The sequence below is a fragment of the Mesorhizobium loti R88b genome (assembly GCF_013170845.1).
GTDB classification, from domain to species: domain Bacteria; phylum Pseudomonadota; class Alphaproteobacteria; order Rhizobiales; family Rhizobiaceae; genus Mesorhizobium; species Mesorhizobium loti_B.
Map to the genome: position 1 here is coordinate 5,215,971 of NZ_CP033367.1, position 14,036 is coordinate 5,230,006.

Consider the following 14,036-nt stretch of genomic DNA (forward strand, 5'->3'; position numbering starts at 1 on the left):
CAGCGGGAGCTGCACCAATTGACCGTGCAGCTGCCTCATTCTTGTGCAATTTCCCAGCAAAATCAGCAACTTCGACTACGCCTTGGCGACGCCGCGCAAATTTGTCGGACAATATTTTTTAACATATTTGCGATTACTATAAGGGTGAGAGCACGGCCAGGTTGATCCTGCGTGTGGCGTGTCGGGTAATCAGCGATGCAATTTTTCCGGCGATTTTTGCGGAACCGCGACGGCAACGTGCTGATCATCTCGGCACTGATAATGCCGGTGTTGATCGGCATGGCCGCCCTGGTGACCGAATATGGCGCAGCGCTCGTCGAGCGGGCCGACAATCAGCGTGTAGCCGACCTGTCAGCCTATGCAGGCGCGCTTGCCTACAATGCCAACAAGTCCACCGACCAGATGACAGCCACCGCCGTCAGCGTCGCGGTGCTCAACGGCGTTCCCGCCACCAATGTCCAGGTCAGCCTGGTTGCCTCGCCGAGAACGGCAGGCGTCAACGCCGTTTCGGTGTCGATCAACACGTACAGGACGCTGTTCCTGGCACGTGTCCTGAACGATCGCCAGCAATTGCAGATCTACGCCAATTCGGTGGCCGAAGTTGGCGCGCAGCCGCAGACGCCGGGATGCATGCTGGCGCTTGACGGCACGCAGACAGGCGTGACGCTGAGCGGCGGCACCTCGATCTCGGCGCCGAAATGCACCGTCTCGTCCAACAACACGGTGACTGTGCCTTGCGGCACCAGCATTTCGGCGATCGGCGTCAATTACAATTCCGCAGCCGCTCCAAGCCAACCTTGCAGCGGCATTACGGGCCCAGGCGGGGCGGCAGCGGTCATCACCAAGAAGTCGACCCCCGATCCGCTGGCCGGCAATGCAGCTGTCACGGCGGCCGTGGCGCGGTTTTCAACCGTGGCTGCGCTGTCGGCGACCACCGCTCCATCGGCTCCGACCAACACGACCGGCACCAGCATTGATTTCGCATGGGACCAAACCGCGACAACGAATGCGGCCGTAGCCGCTGGCTGCACGGCGTCCTGGTCGCAGCCGACATGGACGTTCAGTTGCGGTAGCAAGACGACCGTCAATTTGGGGAACGTCACTATCGGTGGCGGCATCAACCTGAATTTCGCGCTGAATGGCGCGGTAACGACCACCTACAATTTCGCCGGTGATTTCACCACCAGCGCCACGACCAGTTTCGGGCCAGGCACCTACAATTTCGCCAAGACCCTCACCACAGCGGGAACCACCACTTTCGGTGCCGGCACCTATAATTTCGGCAAGCAGGTGACCACGGGCGGAACCACCACCTTCGGCGCCGGCGCTTTCAACTTCGCCAAGGGTTTGACCACCGGAGGCGGCGCCACCACGACGTTTGGGGCGGGCACCTTCAAGATCGGCCGCAGCGACACCGCCTGCAACGGTTCGGGACAGGTCAGCATCTGCAACACCTCCGTCTTGACCTTTGGCGGGCCGAGCATTTTCGAGCTCCCCGGTGGCTACACCAACACTGGTGGCTCAACACTGACCTTCGGCTCGGGCACGACCAATTCCTACAAGATCGGCCCCGGCAGCAATGGCGACGCCATCACGCTCGGCGGCGGCTCGCAGACGATCATGGCCGATGCAACAGGCGCCAGCAGCGTCTTTCAGGTCGTCGGCAATGTGAACGGCGGCGGTGGCGGCAGCTGCTTTGTGGTGCCGGTCGCGGCGCAGCATGACATCGCCGGCAATTTCATCGGCTCGGGCGCCATCCTGCTTGGAGCCGGCGTCTACACCGTGGACGGCTATTTCGCGCTTGGCGGCAATGGCGGCGGCAGCGCCAATTGCAACGGCAGCACGATCAGTGTCAGCGGCGCCAATGTGACGCTGGTGCTGTCCGGCAAGGCCAAATCCAGTTCGGGAAGCTGCAACGGTTACGTCTTCTGCGTCGCCGCCGGCTACAGCAACATCGTGCTCAGCGCACCACAAACGGGAGCAACGGCGAAGCTTGCGGTGATCGGCCCGACGGCGACCACGAACACCGGCGGCGCGACCTTCGCCGAAGGCGGCTCCAACGCCCAGATATCAGGCGCGTTCTACTTTCCCTACGGTCCCATCATCATGAATGGCGGCTCCAGCGTGCTGGGATCGAAGACCGACACGACCAAGTGCCTGCAGATGATCGGCTCGCGCATCACATTGTCGGGCGGCACCGCCGCCGCTTCGGAATGCATCGCCGCCTCAGGGAGCAGCACCAGCAGCAAGGTGAGCCTCGTGCAATGAGAAAGCTGTTCAGTCTCGGCCGTGCCCTGCCTGGCAACGGGCGTTCGTCATTCTCGGACTTCCTGCGGCGCCAGAAAGCCGGCGTGTCGGCGGTCGAGTTCGCTTTGGTCAGCCCCGTGCTGCTCGTCATCCTGGCCGGAACTGTCGACATCGGCGGCTCGCTGAAGGCCAAGTTCGAACTGAGTTCGGCGGTCTCGGCCGGCTCGAACTATGCGTTGCTCAATGGCGACAAGGTCAATTCCTCCGGCGGCAGCGCGCTGGCCGGCAACATCGCGACGATTGTTACGAGCGGCCTGAGCAGCAATGGCGGCAACATTCAGGTGCTCGTCAACAACGGTCCCACATTTGCGTATAACGCCACCACATCCACGGCCACCCAAACCGGCACCGCTGCCAATGCCGACCTGTGCTACTGCCCGGGCAATTCGGGGGCCGTGGCCTGGAGTTCGCCGGTGGCGTGCGGCAGCATCTGCAGCGCCGGCGGGCTGGCGGGAAAATTCGTGACGATCTCAGCCAGCAAGCCCTATACGCCGCTCTTCGGCGGCTTCGGCATCGTCAGCAATGGCAACATCACCGTCCAGTCGGTGGTGCAGCCGCAATGAGCCGTTGTCGATCCTTCTTGCGCGACAGGTCCGGCGCCCATGCCGTCGAGTTCGCGCTGCTCTCTGTGCCGTTGCTGATGGTGCTGATGGGCACGTTCGAGTTTGGCCGCATGTATTGGGCCCAGCACGTGCTGAATGAGGTCGCCGCGGCAGGGGCGCGTTGCGTCGGCGTGCTGCAGAGCGGCTGCACGCTAAACGGCGTCTACGATGCGCCCAGCGCGGTCAGCTATATCAGCGGCAGGGCGGCAACCGACGGCATTGTTCTGAGCGACACCAACATCACCGTCAGCAACAACACCACCTGCTCGGGCCTGTCCGGCTTTTCCAGCGTCCAGGTTTCCTACACCTTCGCGACCGTGCTGCCGGCCTTGCTGACGTCGCTGGTCAATGGCCCGAACCTCAGCGCCAAGGCTTGCTTCCCGAACCAGGGCGCCTGATGCAATTCCCTGGGGAATTGCATCAAAACAAAAAGCTAAAGCGTGAGATTACCGGTCCGCCAGTGCCAGCTTGGCGCCGAGCATGACGAAGGCGCCCGCAAACGTCCTGCGCATCCAGGTCAGCACCATTGGCCGTGACACGACATGGCTGCGGATCGAAGCGGCGAAGATGCCGTAGCCGACGAAAACCACGAAGGTCAGGAGCATGAAGACGCTGCTCAGCTCCAGCATCTTCGACAGCGCGTTGGGCTCGGTGGTGCTGACGAATTGCGGCAGGAAGGCAAAGAAGAAGATCGACAGTTTCGGATTGAGCACGTTGACGAGGATGCCGGTCGCAATCACCTTGCCGGCCGTGCGCGGCGCGACATTGTCCTCGACACTCAGGCCGCCCTTCTCCTTCAGCGTGTTCCAGGCCATGTAGAGCAGATAGGCGACGCCGATATATTTCAGCGTCTCGAAGGCGACCGCACTGGTGTGCAGCAGCGCAGCCAGGCCGGTGATGGCGGCAGCCATGTGCGGGATGATGCCGAGCGTGCAGCCAAAGGCGGCAATGATGGAGGCCCGCGCACCGCGCGAAAGCCCGGCGCTCAGCGTGTAGAGAACGCCGGTGCCGGGCGAAGCCACGACGATCAGCGACGTCAACAGAAACTCGATGCTCACGATGATTTCTCCGGCGCCCTGCCCTGACGCAGCGTAGCCAGCAAGCGGGGTGTGCACAAGCCACAGCCAGCCGTCGCTAAGAGGTCGGAAATCCCTGCGCGCGGCGCGCCATCAGGCATTCGTCATCGCCGGGCATGCAGGCGCGGCAGACATCCGGGCGCAATTCATAGATGCCGCAAGCGGTCGACTTGCCGACTTCGCCTGTGAGAGCCGAGCAGCGCACGCCCTCGCAGCGCATGCCGGACAGGTCGGCCGCCACATATTTTTCAGGGATCTGGTCGAGCTGCGCGTCATCCTCGGTGGAGAAGCGCGGCCATTCGGCCGAATAGGAACAGCACGCGCCGCAGCTCTGGCAGTCGAAATCGGGCGTCAACAAGCCACGCCGCGCAAGAACGGCAAGGTTGCGATCGGCGTCCTGCGGCAAGGCGCTACTTCTTCTTGCCCGCCTTGCCCTTCGATGCGTCCGCCGGCGACTTGAACAGATCGGTCGCGGCCTCGGCAGCTTCGTTGGCCTTGGGGGCAACCGGCTTGGCCGGCTTTGCAGCGGGAGCCGGTGCTGCCGGCTGGTCCTTGGTAGAGAATTTTATGGCCATGTCAGTCCTCGTCGGCGAAACGCGATGATGGAGCGCGCGGATTGCGCAAGCGGCCGATCAGCGCCGAGACGGCCGTGATGTTCATTTCCTCGGGCGACCAGTTCCTGGCCTCCGCGATGTGATGCGGCGCCAGTTCACGATGCGTGCTGCCGCTGTAGGCGGCATCCTGGTGGGTCACCCGCTCCTGGGTCTTCTTGTCCTCGCGGACATATTCGATCAGGTAGTTCGGGGCTTCGGCGCGACCGCGCACGCCGACGCGCACCTGGGCATCGCCATGGGCGCGCTTGCAGCGTTCGAGTTTTTCCAGCACGCGCCGGACAAATTCGACCGGCTTGTCGAGGCCGTCGACCATGTCGGCAATAGTGGCATCGGCCGCGATCGGCGTTGGCGGTACGCGCTTGGTGGCCATCAGCGTTTTCCGGCTCGTTTGGGCAGCGCAGCGAGCGCTGCAGCCGCTGCCATCTCGTCAGCTTCCTTTTCCAGGCGCAGTTCGCGCAAGCGGGCGGTCTTGGCCTCACGCGCTTCGCTAACGGCATCGCGCTCGGAAATGATGCGGCCGAGCGACATCGACTGGGTCTGTGTCTTGCTGAACAGCGACACGGCCGGCTCGGCGGCTGTCTTCGAATGGGCGGTCAAAATCTTTCTCCTGTCAGGAGCCTGGTGCCGATAGGGCGAGGCCGCACGCACAAAGCAATACGGCAACGGATTCAAATTGCTGGAGCGTCCCTTAGCACGTTCGGCCCAATGCGCAGCGCATTTTCAGCGCCAACAAGCGTAAAATGAAAAAGGCCAGGCACCGCCTGACCTTCCATGGGAGCGCCGCGCATCCAGATGGATGCACAGGAAACACTCCTCTCATGCGCATGATGTGCCTTGGAAACTCAGGTCTCCGCAGCCATGCGCCAGAATTCGCCATTCACCGGTGCCAGTACATCCGTGGTCACCGGGAGGGCTGAATTCTTTTTTCAGGCCGCCTTCAACTGGTCGGCGGACATCTTGCCCGACTTGTTGTCGCGGACCATCTCGTAGCCGAGCTTCTGGCCTTCGACGATGTCGCGCATGCCGGCGCGCTCTACAGCCGAGATGTGGACGAAAACGTCGGCCGAGCCGTCGTCAGGCTGAATAAAACCAAAGCCTTTGGTGGCATTGAACCATTTAACTGTGCCGGTGCTCATGACGAACCCTTTCCATGGCAAATACTCGTTCGCCGTCATACGAATGCACAACGTCGTTTGTCTCGATTTTTGATGTGGGAAGTTCGTCAAAGGCGCGCTCGAAAGCGCGGATAACAAAAGTCAGTCAAACAAATATCGACGAATTTCTTGTAGAGGCATTTCGCGACGATGTCAAATTCTACGCGTGTGAGCTTGAAATCATGTGCTCAAGCCGCCGCCGTTGCGGCCATAAAGCCGGGCGGCGAATGCCCTGGCGCCAACCTCACGCCTTTTCCAGCAACCTGCTTGTACCCATGGGCCTACATGATCGTGCTGATCATCGGCAGGATCTCATAACGAAAGCCGCGACCTGACTTTGCCACTGGATCGCCATCGGTCACCGCCTTTGCCTCGACCTCGCTGCCGGCACGCAGGATCAGCAGGCCCCAAGGGCCGGCCGGATCTGCGACGGGACCGGCCATGATCATCACGCCCTCGCGAAGCTTGCCGCGCAGGTAGTCGGCATGCCGGCCCATCAGTTCCCTCTCCTCCTCCGTCATGGTGAAGGCGAAGTCGGGCCGGGGTGGGATCAGCCGGCAATGGAAGATCCGTGGCGCTGTTGCCTCGCGCGGGCCGTCACTGCTGGCCATGGCGCCCTCCCTAGGGATGTCCTCAGTCGACCTATTCATCCGGTCCCGGTTCCGGCCACGGCTCTTTCGCCGCTTCCGCGTACCATTGCCGCATCGCCGGTGTTGCCAGTACGGCATCGACATAAGCGCGTGTATCCGGAGCCAGATCGCCACCATAGGTGTCGAAGCGGGTGACGACCGGCGCATACATGGCATCGGCGGCGGTGAAATGGCCAAACAGGAACGGGCCGCCCTTGCCGTACCGTTCGCGACACTCGCGCCACAGCGCCTCGATGCGTGCGCGCTGCAGTTCGCCTTCGGCGTCGAGCGGCTTGTGGCCTTTCGGCCGGCGCAAATTCATCGGCCAGCCATAGCGGACCTCGCGAAAGCCGGAATGCATCTCGGTCGCCGCCGCACGTGCCAGCGCGCGAGCATCGATATCGGCCGGCCACAGTTTTTTGTCGGGAAACAGGTCGGCAAGATATTCAAGGATGGCAAGGGTTTCCCAGACGATCCTGCCATTATGATTCAGGACCGGTACCTGACCGGTCGGCGACACCTTCGCCAGATTGGCAAAGGTCTCGGGTGTGCGCAGCCGCACAAAGCCTTCCTCGAAAGGTATCTCCAGATGCCGCATCGCCACCCATGGCCGCAGCGACCATGAGGAGAAGCACTTGTTGCCGATATAGAGCGTGAATTCCGCCATTTTTCTCCCCCTGCGCACGATTGGTCGGCGCATCTCTATAGCCTAGCCTGCCAGCCTTGCCGCCGGAAGGCGGCCACGTTCTTTTCGTCTGCTTGCGGTAGAATGCCTGGAACCTAAACGATGCCAGTCCGTTTATTCGCGCGGATGAATTCCCCGGAATTCAAGGACTCCCAGGAGATGCGAAAGTGGTGAACAGGGATCAGATTGCAGGCATGGCCAAGCAGATCAAAGGCTCGGTCAAACAGGCTGCCGGCAAGGCGACCGGGAACAGACGAACCCAGGTTGAAGGCATGGCCGACAAGGTCGCCGGCAAGGTGCAGAAAGCCTTTGGCGATGTGAAGGCCAAGGTCAGGAAAGCATTCTGATACTTGTTTTGTCGAAGGAAGAAGGCGGCCGCGAGGGCCGCCTTTTTCATGTGCCCCAGTCCCGGCTGAAGGCGTTGGTGAAAGCAAGCCCGCCGTGGTCATCGGTCGCCTCGCCAAGCACCACGTCCATGCCATCGCTGGTCACCCTGGCCACGGCGAAACCGCCCATATAGGCGGCCTTCGGCTTGAACAGATCAAGCCCGTCGCAACGATAGATCAGCGACGTTTCATGCTGATGGCCGTGGAAGATGCCGATGACATTGTAGCCCTTCAGCGCTGCCAGCAGCGCCTGCCTGTCGGCTTCGCCCCACCAGTGCGGCGCACCGGCGCCGTCATCGTCGTAGGTACGCTTGGCAGGATCCCACCGTTCCGTCGAAAATGTGTCCCAGCCATAGTGCTGGAACAGGATGACCGGCCGCCCATCCCCGGCATAGGTCGTCAGATCCTGCTTCAGCCATGGCAGGCTGCTATCCGCGCCATGGCCCGTATCGCCGGCAAAACGATGCGTCTGGACAAGGTGCAGGCCGCCCCAATCCCAGGAATAGCAGTCGGTCTCGACATCGTAGTCGGTGGCGGGCACGGGCGGCTTGAAGAACACGCCGGCGCGGTGGTTGATCTCGACATAGTCGCGCAGTTCGCGCCGGTACCAGTCGACATGGTGCGGCGGACCGTTCTGATCGAGATCGTGGTTGCCGAGCCCGACATAGACCGGCATGTGGACGCGATCGGGGCCAACGCCTTGGCTGTAGCGCTGGCTGAATTGCAGCAGTTGCGTGCCCTCGCTCGGCTGGGTGATCTGGCCGCCGCCATCATCGGTGATGTCGCCACCGACGACAAGGCCGAGCGGCGTGCCGATGCGGCTGCCGGCCGAACGCAGGCCTGTGGCGACGCCGTTGATCTCGGCCGGCCAGTCCTTGTCACCGACGGCGTTCAGTGCCGCAACGTTGCGCAACAGTGCGGCGTCGGTCTTGCCTTCCAACTGGCAGTTGGGGCTCAAGCCGCTTGCCATGCGGCAGGCATGGACATCGGCGATGAACAAGAAGGTGGCGTCGATGGGTTGGACGCGCTGTCCGGTCTGACTGAGCGCCGGGCGTGAAATCGCACCAGCCGCGGCAAGGCCAGCTGCCTGCGCCAGAAAGCTGCGTCGTGAAAGCAATTTTGGCCACCGGTGATTCATCGTCGATGGAGTTTCAGCACAAGCGGCGTCTGTCCGTCCAGTTTCAGCAACGTCACGGCTGCCTGGGCCGTCGGAATGACGTCTGGCACGGTACCGCTGGTTCTAGGCGCTCCTGAACGTCCTGTCGATCAGCTCGGCGACAAAGGCCGGGTCCTCCCAATGCGGATTGTGGCCACATGTCTCGGCGCGCACCAGGCTTGCCCCAGATAGAGAACGCGACAGCGCCTCCTGATGCGCGTCGCTGAACAACGGGTCGAGGACGCCGGCGATGATCAGCGTTCTGACGATCACCTTTTGTGCCGCATCGGTCAGATCGGCAAGGCAAATCTCTTCCAGGATGGCGCGCCAGTGCGCCGCGGGCATCGCCGAGGCGTCGTTCGCCAGGCCGGCAAGAAATGGCTGAGGCACACCAGGCCGGCAGGCGTGCCACCAGGTAAAAAACGGATCGGCCGGCGATATCGGATCGCGCAGAGCCTGAACACCCGCGACGAGCGGATGATCCCAAGCGAAATCGGGCTTCAACGTGCCGGCCATGACCACCAGCCCGCCGATGAGGTCGTTGTGCCGCACAGCCAGAGTGATGGCCACCATGGCGCCGAGCGAATGGCCAACGACAACAGGCCGATCGAGCCGCAAATGCCGGATCAGGCCGGCAATGTCATCGGCGAAGTCCGCGATGGCATAGCCCTCGCCCGCCTGCGACGCGCCGTGGCCGCGCAGGTCAGGCATAATCAGCCGGCGGCTGGCGAGATGCGGCGCCAGCAGCGAAAAACTGCGGCTGGTGTCGGTGAAACCATGCACCAGAACCAGCGCCGGCTCTGCACCGGCAACCTCTACATAGGCGATCTCGAGGCCGCCGAGATCGGCGAATTGCTTGCGGCCGGCCCAGGCGTCCTGCTCAGCCCAGGTATCCGGCACCGGCTCCATCGCGACCGGCATCACAGGCCGAGCTTCTCCTTGACCGCGGCAAGGCCGGGCTTGCCGTCGAAAGTGGTGACGCCGGCGAGCCAGGCGTCGAGGCGGTTCTTGTTCAGCGTGATCGCCTTCAGCGCTCCCTCCTCCGGCTTCAGTCCGTCATTGATGAGGTAGCCCATGCCGACATTCTCGAAATCGATGTCGAAAGCGAGATTTTTGAGGAATTGCGCGACATTCGGGCATTGCTGCAGATAGCCCTTGCGCACCTGCGTCGTCACCGTCGCGGCGCCGAAATTCGGGCCAAAGAACTTGTCGCCGCCGGTCAGATATTTGAAATCATACATGGTGTTCATCGGATGCGGCGCCCAACCCTGGAAGACGATGAACTGCTTCTCCTTGATCTCATAGCCGACCTCGGAAAGCATGCCGGCCTCGCTCGACTCGACCACGTGCCAGCCGTCAAGGCCGAAGGCCGGATCGGCGATGGCGTCCATCATCAATTGATTGGATCCGGGTTCGATGCCGTACATTTTCTTGCCGAACTTGTCGGCGAATTTGTGCAGGTCGGAAACGTCCTTGACCCCGGCCTCCCAGACATAAGTGGGTACGGCGAAGGTGTATTTGGCGCCGACGAGATTGAGGCGGACATTCTCGATCGAGCCGTCCTTCTTGTAGGGCTCGTAATAGGTGACCATCGCCGGATCCCAGTAACCCAGAAACAGGTCGAGATCCCTGTTTTTCATGCCCTCATAGATGACGTTGATGCCGAGCACTTCGCTCTGCGACTGATAGCCGAGCGCTTGCAGCAGGACGTTGGCCACTCCTGTGGTGAAGGCCAGATCATTCCAGCCGGGTTCGGCCATGCGAACGGCCCTGCACTGCTCAGCCTCGGCCGCCTGGGCCGCGTGAGACGCCAGTGCCAGGACGGCAAGGCACACGCCATTTGCAAGGATGCGCAACATTTTCGGTTCTCCTCTTGTCTAAAATTGACCTACTGGTCATTTTATTGTCCCACTGGTCAATTGTTGATCTGGCTGGACGAAAATGTCAACGTGGATTCGTCATGCATGGATCGAACCCGTGAAACTCAAACGTCTCGGTGACATACGCCGCAAGGAATTGCGGCAGGCCGCCTTCGCGGTGCTGGAGCGCGAAGGCATTGCGGGTGCTACCCTGGAAAAGGTCGCCGCCCATGCCGGAGCCTCCAAGGGCATCGTGCTGCACTATTTCCGTAACAAGCAGGAATTGTTCGAGCATGCGATGCGGGAGGCCAATGCCGTGCTGCGCGACGCGGTGGTCGCCCGGCTTCGCCTGGCACGGACGCCGATGGAGCGGCTCGATGCGGTGATCGAAGGCAATTTCGAGGAGCATCTTTTCCGGCCGCCGCTCTGCCATGCCTGGCTTTCGCTCTGTGCCGAGGTGCCGCGTGACGAGAAGCTGGCGCGCATCCAGAAGGCGCTGCACGCGCGCATGCGCTCGAACCTGTTGTCCGGCCTGCACGGCCTCACCTCGCCCAAGGATGCCAACGACATCGCGCTTGGCGTCACCGCGCTGATCGACGGGCTCTGGCTGCGGCTCGGCCTGGAGCCGGGCAGCGTCTCGCGCGAACAGGCGATCCGCCAGGTCAAGGATTTTGTCAGCGCGCGGCTCGCCATGCGCCGGCCTGCGACCGCCGGCGCGTAAACTGGCGACTGTCGAAGTTCATACCGTGCGATAGGCGGGCGGCTTGACCATGGCTAAGGATCCGCGATGCTCTCAAGGTGATCCAAAGCGAGCCTCGGAGTGCCCGATGAGACTGCAAGACAAGCGCACGCTGGTGACCGGCGGCTCGGATGGCATCGGGCTGGCAATCACTGAAGCGTTCCTGCGCGAAGGCGCCGATGTGCTGATCGTCGGGCGCGACGTCGGCAAGCTCGAAGCCGCGCGCCAGAAGCTGACAGCTCTCGGCCCGGCCGGCCAGGTGGAGATGGTGTCGGCCGATCTTGCCACCAGCCCCGGTATCGCAGCAATTATCGAGCACGTGAGAGCCTCCGGCCGGCCGCTCGACATTCTGGTCAATAATGCCGGTGTCGCTTACCTCGTCCCGTTCGAAACGGTCAGCGAGGCGCAGTTCCAGCATTCCTTCGCGCTCAATGTGACAGCGGCGTTTTTCCTCACCCAGGGGCTGCTGCCGCATCTCGGCCCCTGTGCGTCCGTCATCAACATCTCTTCCTATTTCGCCAGCAAGATGATCCCGAAGCGGCCATCGAGCCTCTACTCCCTGTCCAAAGGCGCGTTGAACTCACTGACCAAATCGCTGGCCTTCGAGCTTGGCCCGCGCGGCATCCGCGTCAACGCCATCGCGCCGGGCACGGTCGACACCGCCATGCGGCGCAAGACCGTCGACAACCTGCCAGCCGAGGCACAGGCGGAGCTTAGAGCCTATGTCGAACGCAGCTACCCGCTCGGCCGCATCGGCCGCCCCGACGACCTCGCCGGAATGGCGGTCTATCTCGCCAGCGACGAGGCCGCATGGACCAGCGGTGGCATCTTCGCAATCGATGGCGGATATACTGCGGGGTGAGCGCCGATTGCGCCACTGCGGGAGACCGGATTTGCGCGTTGTTGTTCCGATCCGGATAAAATCCGATCATCAACCAAGCGGCTGTTATCGGCTACCGGGTGCGATCCTCGTCGGCAGGAATATAATACAAATCTCTATTTATACATACCCTTTCACATCAGTTAACCATCGAAACAATTGACCTATCATACCCATGATCCCGACTGAATATATTCAGCAACTTTTTACGTAAACAACGAATATTACCCTCGCTGCCGATGGGGTTGTAGATGAATCTTCTGTTTGGATTTTCCGGGCGCATCGGGCGCGGGCAATGGTGGTTGGCCCAGCTCGCAGTCCTGGTCCTGTTGGTGGTGACCGTCGCCGCCCTTTTCCATGTCGTGGGCATATCGGCGGGACAAAAGCTCAGAGCGTTTCAATCCGACAGGCTGAGTGTCAATCTGGTGCTGCTGATCGGTTCCGCACTTTCGCTCTGGATCAATTTCGCCGCAACGATCAAGCGGTACCATGATCTGGATAAATCAGGCAGTTGGTCCCTGCTGTTGTTCATCCCCTATATCGGCGGGCTATGGGTGCTCGTCGAATGCGGCTTTTTCTCCGGCTCGGACGGCAACAACGACTACGGCTCGCCACCCGGCGCGGATGATTCGAGGAGCGACCTCAACGCCCACATCTCACGCATGAAGGCCGAACGCTCAGTTCAGCAGCAATCGCGACCGGCCAGGCTGGAACAGCAAGCGAGCAAGATGGATTCCGCACCTCCGGCACCGCAAACGAGGCGTCCCACGGGTCCCACCGGATTTGGCCGCCGCGGTCTTTAGGTCAAGGAAGAGAGCTCCGCGAACGTGAAGCGGGAAGCCATGCGGCAGGCCGCTGCGCTTGACCGGCTTTCCAATTCCGCGTCAATCACTGGCAGCCAGAGTATTTCGGATATCGGGATGCCATGTCGTCAAACGATCCGCTGATCCTTTTCTACACGACATTCTTCCGCAAGCCCGTGGACATCGCATCGATCAATTGTGAATTGCCGGGGCGGTGGACCCTCGACAAGCGCCGGCTCTCCGAAGCGGCGGCGGTGGTCTTTCATATTCCGGACTATCGCGAATTCGGCGATGCCCACAAATACCCCGGCCAGGATTGGGTGGCCTGGTCGATGGAGAGCCGCCAGAACTACGGCGTCGTCACCAATCCGGATGTCATGAAACATTTCGACATCACGATGACACACGAAACATCTTCCGACGTCTGGATGCCCTATCTGCCCCTGGCTCACGAGTGGCAGGAAATGGTGACCAAACCAATCGCCGCGAAGACGGAGGACGCGCCCGTTGCGCTGTTCCAGTCCGCGCCGTTGAACCGCAGCGGTCGCATCGATTTCACCGCCCAGCTGTCCCGCCATATCAAGATCGATTCCTACGGCAGGCACTTTCACAGCAGAACGATCAGCGGCCCGGATCTTGGCCGGAAGACCAAGATCGAAACCATTGCCCGGCACATGTTTTGCCTTGCACTGGAAAATTCAACCGAGCCTGACTACGTCACCGAGAAGATCTACGACGCGTTCGAGGCCGGCACGGTGCCGATATACCTTGGCGCCCCGAACGTGGCTGAGTTCGTCCCGGCAAACTCTTATATCGACGCCAGCGCTTTCCCCGACACCAAGGACCTGGCAGCCTATCTCAATCACTTGATCGAAACGCCGCGAGACTACGAGGCCTATTTCGCCTGGCGTTCGAAGCCGTTGCCCGACAGCATCGCCAAGCGCCTGGACGGACTGGAAACCCCTCCATTCTGTCGATTGATGAACCTCGTGCGTCAACGCGTGGAAGAGCGGCCGAAGCCGGCATCCGCGCGGCCAACACTTCCTTTTGGCCGCTACGCCTCCCTGCGTACGCAGTGGCGCCGCTGGAGGGGAAGGATTCCGAGCTAATGATCGAAGAGGTAGCCCACCCTTCAACCGATTTGCA

The 14,036-nt window shown here is 61.7% G+C and carries 19 protein-coding genes; 8 read left to right on the forward strand and 11 right to left on the reverse strand.

Going from position 1 to position 14,036, the window contains the following annotated elements; genetic code table 11:
* The first annotated feature begins 195 nt into the window (after positions 1–195).
* The 3 genes from EB235_RS25560 to EB235_RS25570 are packed head-to-tail and all read left to right on the forward strand — an operon-like array spanning position 196 to position 3,307.
* Positions 196–2,268, forward strand: a complete 2,073-nt coding sequence (locus EB235_RS25560; RefSeq protein ID WP_245268942.1) for a TadE/TadG family type IV pilus assembly protein — start codon at positions 196–198, stop codon at positions 2,266–2,268.
* Positions 2,265–2,870 (forward strand): TadE/TadG family type IV pilus assembly protein, encoded by a 606-nt coding sequence (locus EB235_RS25565; RefSeq protein WP_051429829.1) that lies wholly within the window; start codon positions 2,265–2,267, stop codon positions 2,868–2,870. The genes EB235_RS25560 and EB235_RS25565 overlap by 4 nt, the downstream gene beginning before the upstream one ends.
* A complete protein-coding gene (locus EB235_RS25570; RefSeq protein ID WP_032926129.1) occupies positions 2,867–3,307 on the forward strand; it encodes a TadE/TadG family type IV pilus assembly protein in 441 nt (146 codons plus the stop codon). The genes EB235_RS25565 and EB235_RS25570 overlap by 4 nt, the downstream gene beginning before the upstream one ends.
* Before the next feature lie 48 nt (positions 3,308–3,355).
* On the opposite strand, the gene EB235_RS25575 is transcribed toward EB235_RS25570, so the two are convergent.
* The 8 genes from EB235_RS25575 to EB235_RS25610 form a co-directional block, all read right to left on the reverse strand.
* Positions 3,356–3,967 carry a LysE family translocator gene (locus tag EB235_RS25575; protein ID WP_027034614.1) on the reverse strand — a complete coding sequence of 204 codons (612 nt, stop codon included), beginning with the start codon at positions 3,965–3,967 and terminating at the stop codon, positions 3,356–3,358.
* A gap of 76 nt (positions 3,968–4,043) precedes the next feature.
* A complete protein-coding gene (locus tag EB235_RS25580) occupies positions 4,044–4,391 on the reverse strand; it encodes a YkgJ family cysteine cluster protein (RefSeq protein ID WP_027034613.1) in 348 nt (115 codons plus the stop codon).
* A 4-nt stretch (positions 4,392–4,395) separates the two neighbouring features.
* Positions 4,396–4,560 (reverse strand): hypothetical protein, encoded by a 165-nt coding sequence (locus tag EB235_RS25585; RefSeq protein ID WP_080680998.1) that lies wholly within the window; start codon positions 4,558–4,560, stop codon positions 4,396–4,398.
* 1 nt (position 4,561) lies between these two features.
* A complete protein-coding gene (locus EB235_RS25590; protein WP_027034612.1) occupies positions 4,562–4,969 on the reverse strand; it encodes a hypothetical protein in 408 nt (135 codons plus the stop codon).
* On the reverse strand, positions 4,969–5,196 hold the full coding sequence (locus EB235_RS25595; protein WP_027034611.1) for a hypothetical protein: 228 nt from the start codon (positions 5,194–5,196) through the stop codon (positions 4,969–4,971). The genes EB235_RS25590 and EB235_RS25595 overlap by 1 nt, the downstream gene beginning before the upstream one ends.
* Before the next feature lie 329 nt (positions 5,197–5,525).
* Positions 5,526–5,735: a cold-shock protein gene (locus EB235_RS25600; protein WP_010915421.1), complete on the reverse strand. Its 210-nt coding sequence runs from the start codon at positions 5,733–5,735 to the stop codon at positions 5,526–5,528.
* Between the two features lie 299 nt (positions 5,736–6,034).
* Complete coding sequence (locus tag EB235_RS25605) at positions 6,035–6,364, reverse strand: YciI family protein (RefSeq protein WP_051429828.1); 330 nt, start codon at positions 6,362–6,364, stop codon at positions 6,035–6,037.
* 31 nt (positions 6,365–6,395) lie between these two features.
* A complete protein-coding gene (locus tag EB235_RS25610; protein ID WP_027034609.1) occupies positions 6,396–7,049 on the reverse strand; it encodes a glutathione S-transferase family protein in 654 nt (217 codons plus the stop codon).
* A gap of 212 nt (positions 7,050–7,261) precedes the next feature.
* On the opposite strand from EB235_RS25610, the gene EB235_RS25615 reads away from it, so the two are divergent.
* Positions 7,262–7,414 (forward strand): CsbD family protein, encoded by a 153-nt coding sequence (locus tag EB235_RS25615; protein ID WP_080681116.1) that lies wholly within the window; start codon positions 7,262–7,264, stop codon positions 7,412–7,414.
* Positions 7,415–7,460: 46 nt separating this feature from the next.
* On the opposite strand, the gene EB235_RS25620 is transcribed toward EB235_RS25615, so the two are convergent.
* The 3 genes from EB235_RS25620 to choX form a co-directional block, all read right to left on the reverse strand.
* Positions 7,461–8,591, reverse strand: a complete 1,131-nt coding sequence (locus tag EB235_RS25620) for a metallophosphoesterase (protein ID WP_027034607.1) — start codon at positions 8,589–8,591, stop codon at positions 7,461–7,463.
* A 102-nt stretch (positions 8,592–8,693) separates the two neighbouring features.
* Entirely contained in the window at positions 8,694–9,530 is an 837-nt protein-coding gene (locus EB235_RS25625; protein ID WP_051429827.1) for an alpha/beta fold hydrolase, read from the reverse strand.
* Positions 9,530–10,468 carry a choline ABC transporter substrate-binding protein gene (choX, locus tag EB235_RS25630; RefSeq protein WP_027034605.1) on the reverse strand — a complete coding sequence of 313 codons (939 nt, stop codon included), beginning with the start codon at positions 10,466–10,468 and terminating at the stop codon, positions 9,530–9,532. The genes EB235_RS25625 and choX overlap by 1 nt, the downstream gene beginning before the upstream one ends.
* 82 nt (positions 10,469–10,550) lie before the next feature.
* Between choX and betI the strand changes: the two genes are divergently transcribed.
* The 4 genes from betI (at position 10,551) to EB235_RS25650 (ending at position 13,999) form a co-directional block, all read left to right on the forward strand.
* Positions 10,551–11,189, forward strand: coding sequence for a choline-binding transcriptional repressor BetI (gene betI / locus EB235_RS25635; RefSeq protein ID WP_080680997.1), 639 nt, complete (start codon positions 10,551–10,553; stop codon positions 11,187–11,189).
* A gap of 106 nt (positions 11,190–11,295) precedes the next feature.
* Positions 11,296–12,069 carry an SDR family NAD(P)-dependent oxidoreductase gene (locus EB235_RS25640; RefSeq protein ID WP_027034603.1) on the forward strand — a complete coding sequence of 258 codons (774 nt, stop codon included), beginning with the start codon at positions 11,296–11,298 and terminating at the stop codon, positions 12,067–12,069.
* A gap of 269 nt (positions 12,070–12,338) precedes the next feature.
* Positions 12,339–12,890 carry a DUF805 domain-containing protein gene (locus EB235_RS25645; RefSeq protein WP_051429826.1) on the forward strand — a complete coding sequence of 184 codons (552 nt, stop codon included), beginning with the start codon at positions 12,339–12,341 and terminating at the stop codon, positions 12,888–12,890.
* A 122-nt stretch (positions 12,891–13,012) separates the two neighbouring features.
* Positions 13,013–13,999, forward strand: coding sequence for a glycosyltransferase family 10 domain-containing protein (locus EB235_RS25650; protein WP_027034602.1), 987 nt, complete (start codon positions 13,013–13,015; stop codon positions 13,997–13,999).
* The last annotated feature ends 37 nt before the right edge of the window (positions 14,000–14,036 follow it).

Excerpts from the sequence above, each read along its gene's own strand:
- EB235_RS25565 (WP_051429829.1), top strand. The coding sequence starts at position 2,265 with ATGAGAAAGCTGTTCAGTCTCGGCCGTGCCCTGCCTGGCAACGGGCGT.
- EB235_RS25590 (WP_027034612.1), bottom strand. The coding sequence starts at position 4,969 with ATGGCCACCAAGCGCGTACCGCCAACGCCGATCGCGGCCGATGCCACT.
- choX (WP_027034605.1), bottom strand. The coding sequence starts at position 10,468 with ATGTTGCGCATCCTTGCAAATGGCGTGTGCCTTGCCGTCCTGGCACTG.
- EB235_RS25620 (WP_027034607.1), bottom strand. The coding sequence starts at position 8,591 with ATGAATCACCGGTGGCCAAAATTGCTTTCACGACGCAGCTTTCTGGCG.
- betI (WP_080680997.1), top strand. The coding sequence starts at position 10,551 with ATGTCAACGTGGATTCGTCATGCATGGATCGAACCCGTGAAACTCAAA.
- EB235_RS25560 (WP_245268942.1), top strand. The coding sequence starts at position 196 with ATGCAATTTTTCCGGCGATTTTTGCGGAACCGCGACGGCAACGTGCTG.
- EB235_RS25625 (WP_051429827.1), bottom strand. The coding sequence starts at position 9,530 with ATGCCGGTCGCGATGGAGCCGGTGCCGGATACCTGGGCTGAGCAGGAC.
- EB235_RS25600 (WP_010915421.1), bottom strand. The coding sequence starts at position 5,735 with ATGAGCACCGGCACAGTTAAATGGTTCAATGCCACCAAAGGCTTTGGT.
- EB235_RS25610 (WP_027034609.1), bottom strand. The coding sequence starts at position 7,049 with ATGGCGGAATTCACGCTCTATATCGGCAACAAGTGCTTCTCCTCATGG.
- EB235_RS25570 (WP_032926129.1), top strand. The coding sequence starts at position 2,867 with ATGAGCCGTTGTCGATCCTTCTTGCGCGACAGGTCCGGCGCCCATGCC.
- EB235_RS25640 (WP_027034603.1), top strand. The coding sequence starts at position 11,296 with ATGAGACTGCAAGACAAGCGCACGCTGGTGACCGGCGGCTCGGATGGC.
- EB235_RS25650 (WP_027034602.1), top strand. The coding sequence starts at position 13,013 with ATGTCGTCAAACGATCCGCTGATCCTTTTCTACACGACATTCTTCCGC.
- EB235_RS25645 (WP_051429826.1), top strand. The coding sequence starts at position 12,339 with ATGAATCTTCTGTTTGGATTTTCCGGGCGCATCGGGCGCGGGCAATGG.
- EB235_RS25615 (WP_080681116.1), top strand. The coding sequence starts at position 7,262 with ATGGCCAAGCAGATCAAAGGCTCGGTCAAACAGGCTGCCGGCAAGGCG.
- EB235_RS25605 (WP_051429828.1), bottom strand. The coding sequence starts at position 6,364 with ATGGCCAGCAGTGACGGCCCGCGCGAGGCAACAGCGCCACGGATCTTC.
- EB235_RS25585 (WP_080680998.1), bottom strand. The coding sequence starts at position 4,560 with ATGGCCATAAAATTCTCTACCAAGGACCAGCCGGCAGCACCGGCTCCC.